At 60.0% G+C, this 12,459-nt stretch carries 11 protein-coding genes; 4 read left to right on the top strand and 7 right to left on the bottom strand.

Going from position 1 to position 12,459, the window contains the following annotated elements; translation table 11 throughout:
* Positions 1–103 precede the first annotated feature (103 nt).
* Positions 104–988, bottom strand: a complete 885-nt coding sequence (locus tag L9B60_RS11645) for a LysR family transcriptional regulator (RefSeq protein ID WP_249678742.1) — start codon at positions 986–988, stop codon at positions 104–106.
* 137 nt (positions 989–1,125) lie between these two features.
* Between L9B60_RS11645 and L9B60_RS11640 the strand changes: the two genes are divergently transcribed.
* Both L9B60_RS11640 and L9B60_RS11635 read left to right on the top strand, forming a co-directional pair.
* Entirely contained in the window at positions 1,126–2,775 is a 1,650-nt protein-coding gene (locus L9B60_RS11640) for a GMC family oxidoreductase (protein WP_249678740.1), read from the top strand.
* A gap of 91 nt (positions 2,776–2,866) precedes the next feature.
* Positions 2,867–4,483, top strand: a complete 1,617-nt coding sequence (locus tag L9B60_RS11635) for an MFS transporter (RefSeq protein ID WP_249678737.1) — start codon at positions 2,867–2,869, stop codon at positions 4,481–4,483.
* Between the two features lie 189 nt (positions 4,484–4,672).
* On the opposite strand, the gene L9B60_RS11630 is transcribed toward L9B60_RS11635, so the two are convergent.
* From L9B60_RS11630 to glyQ, 4 genes are all read right to left on the bottom strand, one after another.
* Positions 4,673–5,443, bottom strand: coding sequence for a lysophospholipid acyltransferase family protein (locus L9B60_RS11630; protein WP_249678735.1), 771 nt, complete (start codon positions 5,441–5,443; stop codon positions 4,673–4,675).
* A 109-nt stretch (positions 5,444–5,552) separates the two neighbouring features.
* The gene (gene gmhB, locus L9B60_RS11625) at positions 5,553–6,086 is read right to left on the bottom strand and encodes a D-glycero-beta-D-manno-heptose 1,7-bisphosphate 7-phosphatase (RefSeq protein ID WP_249678734.1); all 534 of its coding nucleotides are present in this window, start codon (positions 6,084–6,086) and stop codon (positions 5,553–5,555) included.
* A 3-nt stretch (positions 6,087–6,089) separates the two neighbouring features.
* Complete coding sequence (gene glyS, locus L9B60_RS11620) at positions 6,090–8,144, bottom strand: glycine--tRNA ligase subunit beta (RefSeq protein ID WP_249678732.1); 2,055 nt, start codon at positions 8,142–8,144, stop codon at positions 6,090–6,092.
* Positions 8,141–9,088, bottom strand: coding sequence for a glycine--tRNA ligase subunit alpha (glyQ, locus tag L9B60_RS11615; RefSeq protein ID WP_249678730.1), 948 nt, complete (start codon positions 9,086–9,088; stop codon positions 8,141–8,143). Before glyQ ends, glyS begins: the two co-directional genes overlap by 4 nt.
* A gap of 82 nt (positions 9,089–9,170) precedes the next feature.
* On the opposite strand from glyQ, the gene L9B60_RS11610 reads away from it, so the two are divergent.
* Together L9B60_RS11610 and L9B60_RS11605 are read left to right on the top strand one after the other, a co-directional pair.
* Entirely contained in the window at positions 9,171–9,722 is a 552-nt protein-coding gene (locus L9B60_RS11610; RefSeq protein WP_249678728.1) for a DNA-3-methyladenine glycosylase I, read from the top strand.
* Positions 9,723–9,759: 37 nt separating this feature from the next.
* Positions 9,760–10,647, top strand: a complete 888-nt coding sequence (locus tag L9B60_RS11605; protein ID WP_249678727.1) for a lysophospholipid acyltransferase — start codon at positions 9,760–9,762, stop codon at positions 10,645–10,647.
* Positions 10,648–10,744: 97 nt separating this feature from the next.
* Here L9B60_RS11605 and L9B60_RS11600 read toward each other — a convergent pair whose 3' ends face one another.
* Both L9B60_RS11600 and trkA read right to left on the bottom strand, forming a co-directional pair.
* On the bottom strand, positions 10,745–11,062 hold the full coding sequence (locus tag L9B60_RS11600) for a tetratricopeptide repeat protein (RefSeq protein ID WP_249678726.1): 318 nt from the start codon (positions 11,060–11,062) through the stop codon (positions 10,745–10,747).
* 12 nt (positions 11,063–11,074) lie between these two features.
* Positions 11,075–12,448 carry a Trk system potassium transporter TrkA gene (trkA, locus tag L9B60_RS11595; RefSeq protein WP_249678723.1) on the bottom strand — a complete coding sequence of 458 codons (1,374 nt, stop codon included), beginning with the start codon at positions 12,446–12,448 and terminating at the stop codon, positions 11,075–11,077.
* Positions 12,449–12,459: the final 11 nt, after the last annotated feature.

The following is a 12,459-nucleotide window of genomic DNA, read 5'->3' as shown; positions in this document are numbered from 1 at the left end:
CAGCGCTCCCGGCGCTGGTTTTTTTTGCCCCCGTAGAAGCGGATTCATCCGCGAAGGCCACACCGCGGTCTACTTGATTCGACTCGCAAACGTTTCGCGGATGTCACCCGTCCAGCTCGTCTTTAGCCGACTCACATAGCTCCACCAAATAATCCCACACCACCCGCAGCCGCACTGACTTATGCAGCTCACGCCGAGTACTGATCCAGTAGCTGCGCTGGATGGTTTCGGCAGGCAAGACATGCGTAAGCTCTGGATCGTGGCGGGCCATGTAGTTGGGCAGTACCGCTATCCCCAGCCCTGCCCTGGCTGCCTGCTGTTGTGCAATCACGCTGGTACTGCGGAACACCACGTTGGGGTTGCGGCAGAAACTGTTTAGAAACAGCAGCTCCTGGCTGAACAGCAAGTCGTCGACGTAACCGATCCAGTCCTGCCGGGCCAAGTCTTCTCGACTGTTCAGCGGAGCGGCCTTCGCCAGATAGGCCGGGCTGGCATACAGCGCCAAGCGGTAGTCGGTGAGCTTGCGGGTAATCAACTGATCGGCCGTGGGCCTATCCAGGTGGATGCTGATCTCGGCTTCACGGTTGAGGATGCTGACGAAGCGCGGCACCGCCACCAGTTCCACTTCCAACCCCGGGTAACGTTGGTACAGGCCGGCAATACGCGGGGTAATGAACTGAATGCCGATGCCTTCCGTCACCCCCAGGCGGATCTTGCCCAGTGGGCTCAGTGCTTGGGTAATCTCCTCTTGCGCCAGCAGGGCAACGTTTTCCATAGCTTCGGCGTGCTTGAGCAGCGCCTGGCCTGCCGGCGTCAGTTCGTAGCCTTGGGCATGTTGGACGAATAACGCCGTACCCAGATGGTGCTCAATGGACTCGATATGCCGAGCCACCGTGCTGTGGGTGGTGCCCAGGCGCTTGGCGGCCGTCAGCAAACGGCCGCTACGCTGTAGCTCCAGGAAGAATCGCAGATCATTCCAGTCGAACATGTTTTTCCTTGTGAATCAGCCATTCACGGTCACTGCTCAAAAACGCACAGCCGGTGGGTGAAAACGTTGGTTTTCAACTCGAAACTAATCAATAACATTGGACAGGACAAGAACAATAATCCGGCGCGAGGTGCTCAATGCCATCAGCCAGCCGTACTTACGACTATGTGATAGTCGGTGCCGGCCCTGCAGGGTGTTTGTTGGCCAATCGGCTTTCGGCAGACCCTGCCATCAACGTTCTACTGCTCGAAGCGGGCGGCCAGGATAACTACGCCTGGATTCATATCCCCGTCGGCTACCTCTTCTGTATTGGCAACCCACGCACCGACTGGTGCTTCAAGACCGAGCCGCAACCTGGTTTGAAGGGCCGTGCCCTGAGTTATCCACGGGGTAAGGTGTTGGGTGGATGTTCTTCTATCAACGGCATGATTTACATGCGCGGCCAGGCTGCCGACTACGACGGTTGGGCGGCGCAGGGCAATGCCGGTTGGGGCTGGAAAGACGTGTTGCCGTTGTTCAAGCAAAGCGAAAATCACTTTGGCGGTGATTCCGAACACCACGGTGGCCAAGGCGAATGGCGCGTGGAATTGCAGCGCTACCGTTGGCCAATTCTGGATGCTTTCCGTGAGGCTGCCGCGCAAAGCGGGGTCAACAGCATCGAAGATTTCAACAGCGGCAATAACGAAGGCTGTGGATACTTTCAGGTCAATCAGCGTTCGGGCATACGCTGGAACTCGGCCAAGGCGTTCTTGCGACCCGTGATCAAGCGGCCTAACCTGACCATCCAGACTGGCGTGCGTGTGGATAAGTTGGGCCTGAGGGATGGCCGGGCGACTACGGTCATTGCCCGCTGGCAAGGCCAGGACCACACCTTCGAGGCCAGCCGCGAGATCCTCTTGTGCGCCGGTGCGATCGGCTCGCCCGGTATCCTTCAACGTTCGGGGATTGGCCCGCGGCCTTTGCTTGAGTCGCTTGGCATTAAGGTCAATCACGAGCTGCCAGGGGTTGGCGGTAACCTGCAAGATCACCTGCAATTGCGGCTGATCTATCAAGTCAGCAACGTGCGCACCCTCAATCAGGTCGCCAATAGTCTGTGGGGCAAGGTGGGCATGGGCATGCGCTACCTGTATGACCGCAGCGGCCCGTTAGCCATGGCGCCGAGCCAGTTGGGGGCTTTCATCAAGTCTGATCCGGGGCAAACCAGCGCGAACCTGGAGTACCATGTTCAACCGTTGTCCTTGGACAAATTCGGCGAGCCGCTGCATCAGTTTCCGGCGTTTACTGCCTCGGTGTGCAACTTGAGGCCCAAGAGCCGTGGGCGGGTCGATATCCGTTCTGCCGATCCCGACCAACCACCGCTCATCGATCCCAATTACTTGAGCCACCCTGATGATCTAAAGGTAGCCGCCGATGCCATTCGCCTGACCCGCGATATCGTCAACGCCCCTGCCCTTCGCGCGTTTGGCCCCAAGGAGTACCTGCCAGGCGCCGAACTCACTACCCAAGAGCAATTGCACCAAGCCGCCAGCTTGATTGGTACCACCATCTTCCATCCTGTAGGTACCTGCCGCATGGGCAATGGCCCGCAGGACGTGGTCGACGATAAGTTGCGGGTGCACGGTATAAAAGGGCTGCGTATTGCCGATGCCTCGATCATGCCGGAAATTGTCTCGGGTAATACGTGTTCGCCTACGCTGATGATTGCAGAGAAGGCGGCGCAGTTGCTGTGCGCGCCACAGGCCCCCTTGAACAAGGAGACACGCAAAGACGCCCTGCCCGTCCCCTAGGGTAGGAGTGGCGCCGGCCGCAGTCTGCCGGCACCGACAGTGGAACAACAACAATAATCACTGTGCCCGAATGGGCCAAAAGGACATCGCAATGGCGGACTACATCGAGAATCAGGGCGTGATGCCAACGTCGGCCCGGGAAGACCGCAAGATCATTTTCGCGTCATCCCTCGGGACAGTGTTCGAGTGGTATGACTTTTTTCTGTATGGCGCCTTGGCAGCGGTGATCAGCAAGCAGTTCTTTGCCGGGGTCAACGACACCACAGCCTTCATCTTCGCCCTCATGGCATTTGCCGCAGGGTTCCTGGTTCGACCTTTCGGTGCATTGGTGTTTGGGCGCCTGGGTGACATGATCGGGCGCAAGTACACTTTTCTGGTGACCATCGTACTGATGGGCCTGTCGACCTTTGCCGTGGGGCTGCTGCCTACCTACACCAGCATCGGTATCGCCGCGCCGATCATGCTGGTGTGCCTGCGTATGTTGCAGGGCCTGGCACTGGGCGGTGAATACGGCGGGGCAGCGACCTACGTCGCCGAACATGCGCCAGCCAACAAGCGTGGCCTGCACACTGGCTGGATTCAATCCACGGCCTCCCTGGGTTTGTTGCTGTCGTTACTGGTGGTGCTGGCTTGCCGCTACCTCACGGGTGATCAATTCGAGGTTTGGGGCTGGCGCCTACCCTTCCTGCTGTCGATCGTGCTGCTGGGTATCTCGACCTGGATTCGCATGAGCCTGCATGAATCACCGGCCTTCGTGAAAATGAAGGCGCAGGGCAAAACCAGCAAATCGCCGATTCGCGAGTCGTTCGGCTCGTGGCAGAACCTCAAATACGTGTTGATCGCGCTGTTCAGTATCAACGCCGGCCAGGCAGTGACGTTCTACACCGCCCAGTTCTACGTGCTGTTCTTCCTGACCCAGATGCTCAAGATGGACCCGGCCCAGGCCAACACTCTGCTGATCATCAGCGTGATCATCGGTGCGCCGTTCTTTGTGATCTTCGGCTGGCTTTCGGACAAGATCGGCCGCAAGCCGATTCTGATGCTTGGCTTGTTGTTGGCGACCGTTTTGTATTTCCCGTTGTTCAAGGGCCTGAGCCATTACGCCAATCCGCAGATCGACCAGGCCAGCCGCCAGGCGCCCATCACCGTGATGGCTGATCCGGCCGGCTGTACCTTCCAGTTCGATCCGGTCGGCAAGGCGCGTTTTGACAGCCCCTGCGACAAGGTCAAGACCTTCCTGGTCAAACAGGGCCTGCCCTACAGTTCTGCGCCGGCGGTAGAAGGCAACGCGGTGGTGGTCAGCGTGGGCGATAAACGCATTACCGGCTATGACGACGCGGCCATGCGCGCGGCGGTCGATGCCGCCGGTTACCCGGCCAAGGCTGACCCCAGCCTGGTCAACCAGCCCATGGTGGTCCTGATTATCGTGGTCATGATATTGATCGCCACCATGACCTACGGCCCGCTGGCGGCTGTGATGGTCGAACTGTTTCCGACGCGTATCCGCTACACCTCCCTGTCCCTGCCTTATCACATCGGCAACGGCTGGTTTGGCGGTTTCCTGCCCACGGTGTCGTTCGCTTTGGTGGTGTACACCGGCGACATTTTCTATGGGCTGTGGTATCCCATCGTGGTGACGGGAGTCAGCCTGGTTGTCGGTCTGTTTTGTTTGAAGGAGACCCGACACGTCGATTTGGACAAGGTGTAAACCCGCCAAGACAGGCTGGCGGTGAGCCATAAAAAAACCGGCGATCAACGCCGGTTTTTTTATGCTCTGAAAAACTTATGCACGTTTTTAATGAATCGGTATTGATCTGAAATAAGCTTTAAAATTAACAGGTTACGGCGTTATTTTTTAAAAAGCCAAATTTCTGTACACAAGTTATCCACAGATCGCTTAGCTCGCTATCTGATCGTCTGCAACGGGTTTTGGCGGCAGCGAACCCAGCTCGCGTTGGGTCTGCTCGTTCCAGGCGGCCACACGGTCATTGAGTTCGGCGATGGCGCGCGGGCCAGTGCCCTCGGCATACATCGGCGCACCGATGACCACCTGAATGGTGCCGGAGCGTTTCGCCCAGCCTTCCTTGGGCCAATACTTGCCCGCGTTGTGGGCGATCGGCAGTACCGGGAGTTCGGCATTCACCGCCAGGGCCGAGCCGCTGCGGGTGAATTTGCCAATCTGGCCAAAGGGTACACGGGTACCTTCCGGAAAAATCAGTACCCAGACGTTGTCCTTGAGCAGTTGATCGCCCTTGCTGGCGACCTGCTTGAGCGCACCCTTGGGGTTATCGCGATCGATGGCGATAGGGCGCAGCATGGCCATGGCCCAGCCGAAAAACGGTACATACAACAGCTCGCGCTTGAGCACCTGGCTCAGGGGCTGAAAATAGGCGGACAGGAAAAACGTTTCCCAGGTGCTCTGGTGGTTGGAAACGATCACGCAGCGGCGTTCCGGGATGTTTTCCGCACCCGTGACTTCAACCTTGATGTCGAGCATGACCCGGGTCAGCAGCAAGGCGAACCGGCACCAGTACACGTTGATAAAGCGATAGCGCGCCGGGAACGACAGAAATGGCGCGATAAAAAAGCTAAGCGAGCACCAGAGCAATGCACTGGTACCCAGCAGCAGGTAAAAAAGAAAGGTTCTGATCGCCTGCAGGGTCGACATAGCGGCTTGTACCGTTGCGGGCATGCCCGCCTTGTTGAAGCGCACTTCTGAACCGGCGTCCGCCATGTCGAGCAACAGCCGACAAGACCGATCAGAGTTCAGAGACGCCCTAAGGGTGGATAAGTGCTCTGGCGACAGCGGCCAGATCCTCGAAAATCAGGGTGCCCTCGGGTAAAACTTTACCCAGGGTCCTTTCGCCTTTTCCGGTTTTTACCAAAACTGGCTGAGAGTCGACGGCTCGCGCGGCCTCCAGGTCACCCATACTGTCGCCGACAAACCAAACGCCGGCCAGGTCGGCCTGGTAGTGGGCGGCAATCGTCTTGAGCATTCCGGGCTTGGGCTTGCGGCAATCACAGCCCTCGTCCGGGCCATGGGGACAGTAGACGATCAACCCGACTTCGCCACCCTGCTCCGCCACCAGTGCGCGCAAGCGCGCGTGCATGGCGTCCAGGGTCGCCAGGTCGTAGTAACCGCGAGCAATGCCAGACTGGTTGGTTGCCACGGCAACCGTCCAGCCGGCTTTGCTCAACTGCGCAATGGCGTCGATCGATCGGGGGATCGGAACCCATTCCTGCACCGATTTGATGTAGGCATCGGAGTCCTGGTTGATCACCCCGTCACGGTCGAGTATCAGCAGCTTCAAGACTTACCCCAGCAGCGAGATGTCGGCAACGCCCAGGAACAGCCCGCGTAGGCGAGCCAACAGGGCATAACGGTTGGCGCGTACGTTGGCGTCCTCGGCATTGACCATGACTGCCTCGAAGAACGCATCCACCGGCTCGCGCAACGCGGCCAGGCGTGCCAGCGATTCGCTGTACTGGCGTGCGGCAGCCATGGGCCCTACGGCCTGGTCGGCTTGCTGGATGGCCGAGTACAGCGAGAACTCGTTGGCGTTGTCAAAGTACTTGGGTTCGACCGTGCTGGCGATCGAGCCTTCGGCCTTGCTCAGCAGGTTGGACACGCGCTTGTTCACGGCGGCCAGGGCAGCGGCTTCGGGCAGTTTGCGGAAGGCTTGGACGGCCTGCACGCGTTGGTCGAAGTCCAGTGCCGAACCCGGCTTCAGCGCACGTACCGACAGGTAGGTGGCAACGTCGGTGCCTTCGTCTTCATAACGCGCACGCAGGCGGTCGAAGATGAATTCCAATACCTGCTCGGCAAGGCCTGCGGACTTGACCGTGGCACCGAAGGCGCCGACGGTGAAGGTCACGGCTTTGCTCAGGTCCAGGTCCAGCTGCTTCTCGATCAGGATACGCAGTACGCCCAGGGCCGCACGGCGCAGCGCGTACGGGTCTTTGCTACCGGTGGGCAACATGCCGATGCCGAAGATACCCACCAGGGTGTCCAGCTTGTCGGCAATGGCCACGGCGGCACCGGTCAGGGTGCTTGGCAGCTCGGCGCCAGCGCCACGCGGCATGTACTGCTCGTTCAGCGCCAGAGCGACGTCTTCAGGCTCGCCATCGTTCAGCGCGTAGTAGTAACCGGCAACGCCTTGCATTTCCGGGAACTCGCCGACCATTTCGGTGGACAGGTCGCACTTGGACAGCAGGCCGGCGCGAGCTGCGCGCTGGGCATCGCCGCCGATCAGCGGAGCGATGTACGCGGCCAGCTTGGAAACACGCACGGCCTTGTCGTAGACGCTGCCCAGTTGGGCCTGGAACACCACGTTTTTCAGGCGTTCGTTGAAGCTTTCCAGCGGCTGCTTCTTGTCTTGCTTGAAGAAGAACTCGGCGTCGGTCAGGCGTGGGCGAACGACTTTCTCGTTACCCTCGATGATCTGCTTGGGGTCGCGGCTTTCAACGTTGGCCACGGTGATGAAGCGCGGCAGCAGCTTGCCTTCGGCGTCCAGCAGGCAGAAATACTTCTGATTGTCCTGCATGGTGGTGATCAGCGCTTCCTGAGGTACTTCCAGGAAACGTTCTTCGAACGAGCACACCAACGGGACTGGCCATTCGACCAGGGCAGTCACTTCATCCAGCAGGGCTGGCGGCACGATGGCGCTGCCTTCTTGCTGCAGGGCCAGTTCCGCGGTGCGCTTGCTGATCAGTTCGCGACGCTCGCCGGCATCGGCCAGCACGTAGGCCTTGCGCAGGTCTTCGGCGTAGTTGGCCGGTGCGCTGATGCGTACGTTTTCCGGGTGATGGAAGCGGTGGCCACGGGATTCACGGCCGGAGCGCTGGGCCAGGATGGTGCAGTCGATCACCTCGTCACCCAGCAGCATCACCAGCCATTGGGTCGGGCGCACGAACTCGACCTTGCGGGCACCCCAGCGCATGCGCTTGGGAATCGGCAGGTCGTTCAGCGAGTCTTCGACGATGGTGGGCAGCAACGAGGCAGTCGGCTTGCCGACGATGCGCTGGCTGTAACGCAGTTTTGGACCGCTTTGGTCGATTTCGCTCAGCTCGACACCGCACTTCTTGGCAAAACCCAGGGCTGCCTGGGTCGGATTGCCTTCGGCGTCGAAGGCGGCCTGGCGCGGCGGGCCGTCCAGGTTCACGCTGCGATCAGGTTGCTGGGTGTCCAAGCCGCTGATCAGCACGGCCAGACGGCGTGGCGCGGCGTAGACTTTTTTGGCGGTGAAGTTCAGGCCAGCGGCTTGCAGGCCTTTCTCGATACCACCCAGGAATGCATCACCCAAGGTGTTCAGGGCTTTTGGCGGCAGTTCTTCGGTGCCCAATTCAACCAGGAAATCTTGAGCACTCATTGTGCAGCCTCCAGCTTAGCCAACACTTCATCACGCAAATCCGGGGACGCCATCGGGAAGCCCAGCTTGGCGCGGGCTTGCAGGTAGCTTTGCGCCACGGCACGGGCCAGGGTACGCACGCGCAGGATGTACTGCTGGCGGGCGGTGACGGAGATGGCGCGGCGGGCATCGAGCAGGTTGAAGGTATGGGAGGCCTTCAACACCATTTCGTAGGTTGGCAGCGGCAGTTCCAGTTCGATCAGGCGGTTGGCTTCGCTTTCATAAAAATCGAACAATTCGAACAGCTTCTCGACGTTGGCGTGCTCGAAGTTGTAGGTGGATTGCTCCACTTCGTTCTGGTGGAACACGTCGCCGTAAGTGACCTTGCCGAACGGGCCGTCGGTCCAGACCAGGTCATACACCGAGTCCACACCCTGCAGGTACATGGCCAGGCGTTCCAGGCCGTAAGTGATTTCACCGGTTACCGGGTAGCACTCGATACCGCCCACTTGCTGGAAGTAGGTGAATTGGGTGACTTCCATGCCGTTGAGCCAGATTTCCCAGCCCAGGCCCCAGGCGCCCAGGGTTGGCGACTCCCAGTTGTCTTCGACGAAACGGATGTCGTGCACCAGCGGGTCGAGGCCGATGTGCTTGAGCGAGCCCAGGTACAGTTCCTGGAAGTTCTCGGGGTTTGGCTTCAAGATCACCTGGAACTGATAGTAGTGCTGCAGGCGGTTCGGGTTTTCGCCGTAGCGGCCGTCAGCCGGGCGACGGCTGGGCTGCACATAAGCGGCGTTCCAGGTTTCCGGGCCGATGGCCCGCAGGAAAGTGGCGGTGTGGAAAGTGCCGGCGCCTACTTCCATATCGTAGGGCTGAAGTACCACGCAACCTTGCTCTGCCCAGTATTGCTGGAGGGCGAGGATCAAGTCTTGGAAGGTACGCACGGCTGGCGTAGGCTGGCTCACGAAAATCACCTGTTTCTTGGGCTGCGAATATAAAGAGCGGGAGTATACCGCGATTCAGCCGCGCCTCTACCCATGGAGCCTTATGCCTCGTTGCTTTTGGTGCACAGAAGACCCGCTTTACCAGCAATATCACGACCAGGAATGGGGTGTTCCGCTGCGCGATCCCGGCAGTATGTTTGAGTTGTTGCTGCTGGAAGGCTGCCAGGCCGGGCTGTCGTGGATCACCGTGCTTAAAAAGCGCCAGCGTTACCGCGAAGTGATGTTCGGCTTTGATCCCGTCAGGTTATCGAAGATGACCGATGAAGAGGTCGAGCAACGCATGCTGGAGCCTGGCATCATTCGCAACCGCCTGAAAATCCAGGCTGCGCGGAAAAACGCCATTGCCTGGCTCAAGCTCGACGACCCGGTGGCCTACCTCTGGTCTTTCGTGGGTGGCAAGCCGCAGGTCAATCACCACCCGGACCGCAGCAGCATGCCCACGCAAACCGCTGAAGCCGAAGCGATGAGCAAAGCGCTTAAAAAAGCCGGCTTCACCTTTGTCGGCCCCACCATCTGCTACGCCTTCATGCAGGCCTCTGGGATGGTCATGGACCACACCACCGATTGCGATCGTTACGCCGCATTGAGCCGCTGACGTTACAATGGGCGGATAGAAAAGGAAGGAGTGGGCTGTGGATAAGTTCAAGGGCGCCCTGATGGTCGGGGCGTTGCGGTTGTTTGCCAAGCTGCCTTGGCGTGCCGTTCAAGGCGTGGGCGCGGCCATCGGCTGGTTGACCTGGAAGCTGCCCAATCGCTCGCGCGAAGTGGTACGCATCAATATCGCCAAGTGCTTCCCGGAACTGGACCCCATCGCGCGTGAGCGCCTGGTGGGGCAGAGCATGATGGACATCGGCCGCAGCCTGACCGAAAGCGCCTGTGCCTGGATATGGCCAGCGGAACGTTCGCTCAAGCTGGTGCGCGAGGTACAGGGGCTGGAAGTACTGGAGCAGGCCCTGGCCACCGGCAAGGGCGTGGTGGGTATTACCAGCCACCTGGGCAACTGGGAAGTGCTGAACCACTTCTATTGCAACCAGTGCAAGCCGATCATCTTCTATCGCCCGCCCAAGTTGAAAGCGGTGGATGACCTGTTGCGCAAACAACGCGTGCAACTGGGCAACCGCGTGGCGGCGTCGACCAAGGAAGGCATCCTCAGCATCATCAAGGAAGTACGCAAGGGCGGCCAGGTCGGTATTCCCGCAGACCCGGAGCCAGCCGAATCGGCCGGTTTGTTCGTGCCGTTCCTCGGCACCACGGCCCTGACCAGCAAATTCGTACCCAACATGCTCGCCGGTGGCAAGGCTGTGGGCGTGTTCCTGCATGCCCTGCGCTTGCCGGACGGTTCGGGTTTCCGGGTGATACTGGAAGCGGCGCCTGAAGACATGTACAGCACCGATACGCACACTTCGGTGGCGGCCATGAGCGCGGTGATTGCCAAGTACGTGCGGGCTTACCCGAGCCAGTACATGTGGAGCATGAAGCGCTTCAAGAAGCGGCCGGAGGGCGAAGAGCGCTGGTATTGATGGTTTTGCGGGGTGGGTCTTTTCGCGGATAAATCCCTACCCCAGGGGAGTGCAATACCTGTAGGAGCGGATTCATCCGCGAAAAAAGAACCGCCGTCTAAGCTGGATTCAACCGATCCAGCTTCTTCAAAAACACGGTCATCTCTTTCTCCGCCTGCTTGTCGCCATGGGCCTGGGCGGCCGCGATTCCCTGCTCCCAAGCCCCGCGCGCAGCTGCCACATCCCCCTGCCCTTGCAGCGCCTTGCCCAGCAGCTTCCACGCCGCCGAGTACTTGGGGTCCAGCTCCACGCAGCGCTGCAGGTGCTCGGTGGCCCTCAAATGGTCGTTCAAATCCAGGTAACCCTTGCCCAGGCCAAAGCGCAACAGGGAGTTATCCACACCCTTGGCGAGCATTTTTTCCAGTGATTCGAGCATGGGGCGTCTTCCTCAGAAAAAACTCAGGCCCACGTGGAACAGCTTCTCCACGTCGCGAATGTATTTTTTATCCACAACGAACAGGATCACGTGGTCGCCCGCGTTGATCACGGTTTCGCCTTGGGCAATGAGCACCTCTTCGTCGCGGATGATCGCGCCGATGGTGGTGCCCGGTGGCAGGCTGATCTGCTCGATGGTTTTGCCCACCACCTTACTGGAGTGCGTATCACCGTGGGCGATGGCCTCGATGGCTTCCGCCGCGCCCCTGCGCAAGGAGTGCACGCTGACGATGTCACCACGGCGCACATGGGCCAGCAAGGTGCCGATGGTCGCCAATTGCGGGCTGATGGCGATGTCGATGTCACCGCCCTGCACCAGGTCGACGTAGGCCGGGTTGTTGATCAGGGTCATCACCTTGCGCGCGCCCAGGCGCTTGGCCAGCAACGACGACATGATGTTGGCCTCGTCATCGTTGGTCAGGGCCAGGAAAATGTCGGCTTCGGCGATGTTTTCTTCCAGCATCAGGTCGCGGTCCGAGGCACTGCCTTGCAGCACCACGGTACTGTCCAGAGTGTCGGACAGGTGCCGGCAGCGCGCCGGGTTCATCTCGATAATCTTGACCTGGTAGCGGCTTTCGATGGCCTCGGCCAAGCGCTCGCCGATCTGCCCGCCCCCGGCGATCACCACCCGCTTGTTGGTTTCATCCAGACGGCGTAGTTCGCCCATTACCGCGCGGATGTCTTGCTTGGCAGCGATGAAGAACACTTCGTCGTCGGCTTCGATAACGGTATCGCCACGGGGCAGTATCGGCCGGTCGCGTCGGAAAATAGCCGCAACACGCGTCTGAACTTTCGGCATGTGTTGGCGAATCTGCCGTAGTTGTTGACCGACCAGAGGGCCGCCGTAGTAGGCCTTCACCGCTACCAACTGTGCTTTACCTTCGGCGAAGTCGATCACCTGCAAAGCGCCGGGTATCTCGATCAGACGCTTGATGTAGTTGGTCACCAGCTGTTCCGGGCTGATCAACACGTCGACCGGAATATGATCGTTGTCGAACAGCTCGGGGCGGGTCAGGTACGCGGCCTGGCGGACCCGGGCGATCTTGGTCGGGGTTTTGAAGAAGGTGTAGGCGACCTGGCAGGCGACCATGTTGGTTTCGTCGCTGTTGGTCACCGCCACCAACATGTCGGCGTCGTCGGCCCCGGCCTGGCGCAGCGTGCTGGGGAACGACGCGTGGCCCTGCACGGTACGGATGTCCAGGCGATCACCCAGGGCGCGCAGCAGGTCACCGTTGGTATCGACCACGGTGATGTCGTTGGCCTCGCCGGCCAGGTGTTCGGCCAGTGTGCCGCCGACCTGCCCGGCGCCCAGGATGATGATCTTCATCCGCTACTCCC

Source organism: Pseudomonas abieticivorans (assembly GCF_023509015.1).
In the GTDB taxonomy this organism is placed as follows: Bacteria; Pseudomonadota; Gammaproteobacteria; order Pseudomonadales; family Pseudomonadaceae; genus Aquipseudomonas; species Aquipseudomonas abieticivorans.
The sequence above is the reverse complement of the archived record's forward strand: the minus strand, read 5'-3'. Positions and strand labels throughout refer to the sequence as shown.

What these genes read in the sequence shown, in the direction of transcription:
- L9B60_RS11630 (WP_249678735.1), bottom strand. Translation starts at nt 5,443, where the DNA reads ATGTCGACCCTGCAGGCGATCAGAACCTTTCTTTTTTACCTGCTGCTG.
- L9B60_RS11635 (WP_249678737.1), top strand. Translation starts at nt 2,867, where the DNA reads ATGGCGGACTACATCGAGAATCAGGGCGTGATGCCAACGTCGGCCCGG.
- trkA (WP_249678723.1), bottom strand. Translation starts at nt 12,448, where the DNA reads ATGAAGATCATCATCCTGGGCGCCGGGCAGGTCGGCGGCACACTGGCC.
- glyS (WP_249678732.1), bottom strand. Translation starts at nt 8,144, where the DNA reads ATGAGTGCTCAAGATTTCCTGGTTGAATTGGGCACCGAAGAACTGCCG.
- L9B60_RS11640 (WP_249678740.1), top strand. Translation starts at nt 1,126, where the DNA reads ATGCCATCAGCCAGCCGTACTTACGACTATGTGATAGTCGGTGCCGGC.
- L9B60_RS11610 (WP_249678728.1), top strand. Translation starts at nt 9,171, where the DNA reads ATGCCTCGTTGCTTTTGGTGCACAGAAGACCCGCTTTACCAGCAATAT.
- L9B60_RS11600 (WP_249678726.1), bottom strand. Translation starts at nt 11,062, where the DNA reads ATGCTCGAATCACTGGAAAAAATGCTCGCCAAGGGTGTGGATAACTCC.
- L9B60_RS11645 (WP_249678742.1), bottom strand. Translation starts at nt 988, where the DNA reads ATGTTCGACTGGAATGATCTGCGATTCTTCCTGGAGCTACAGCGTAGC.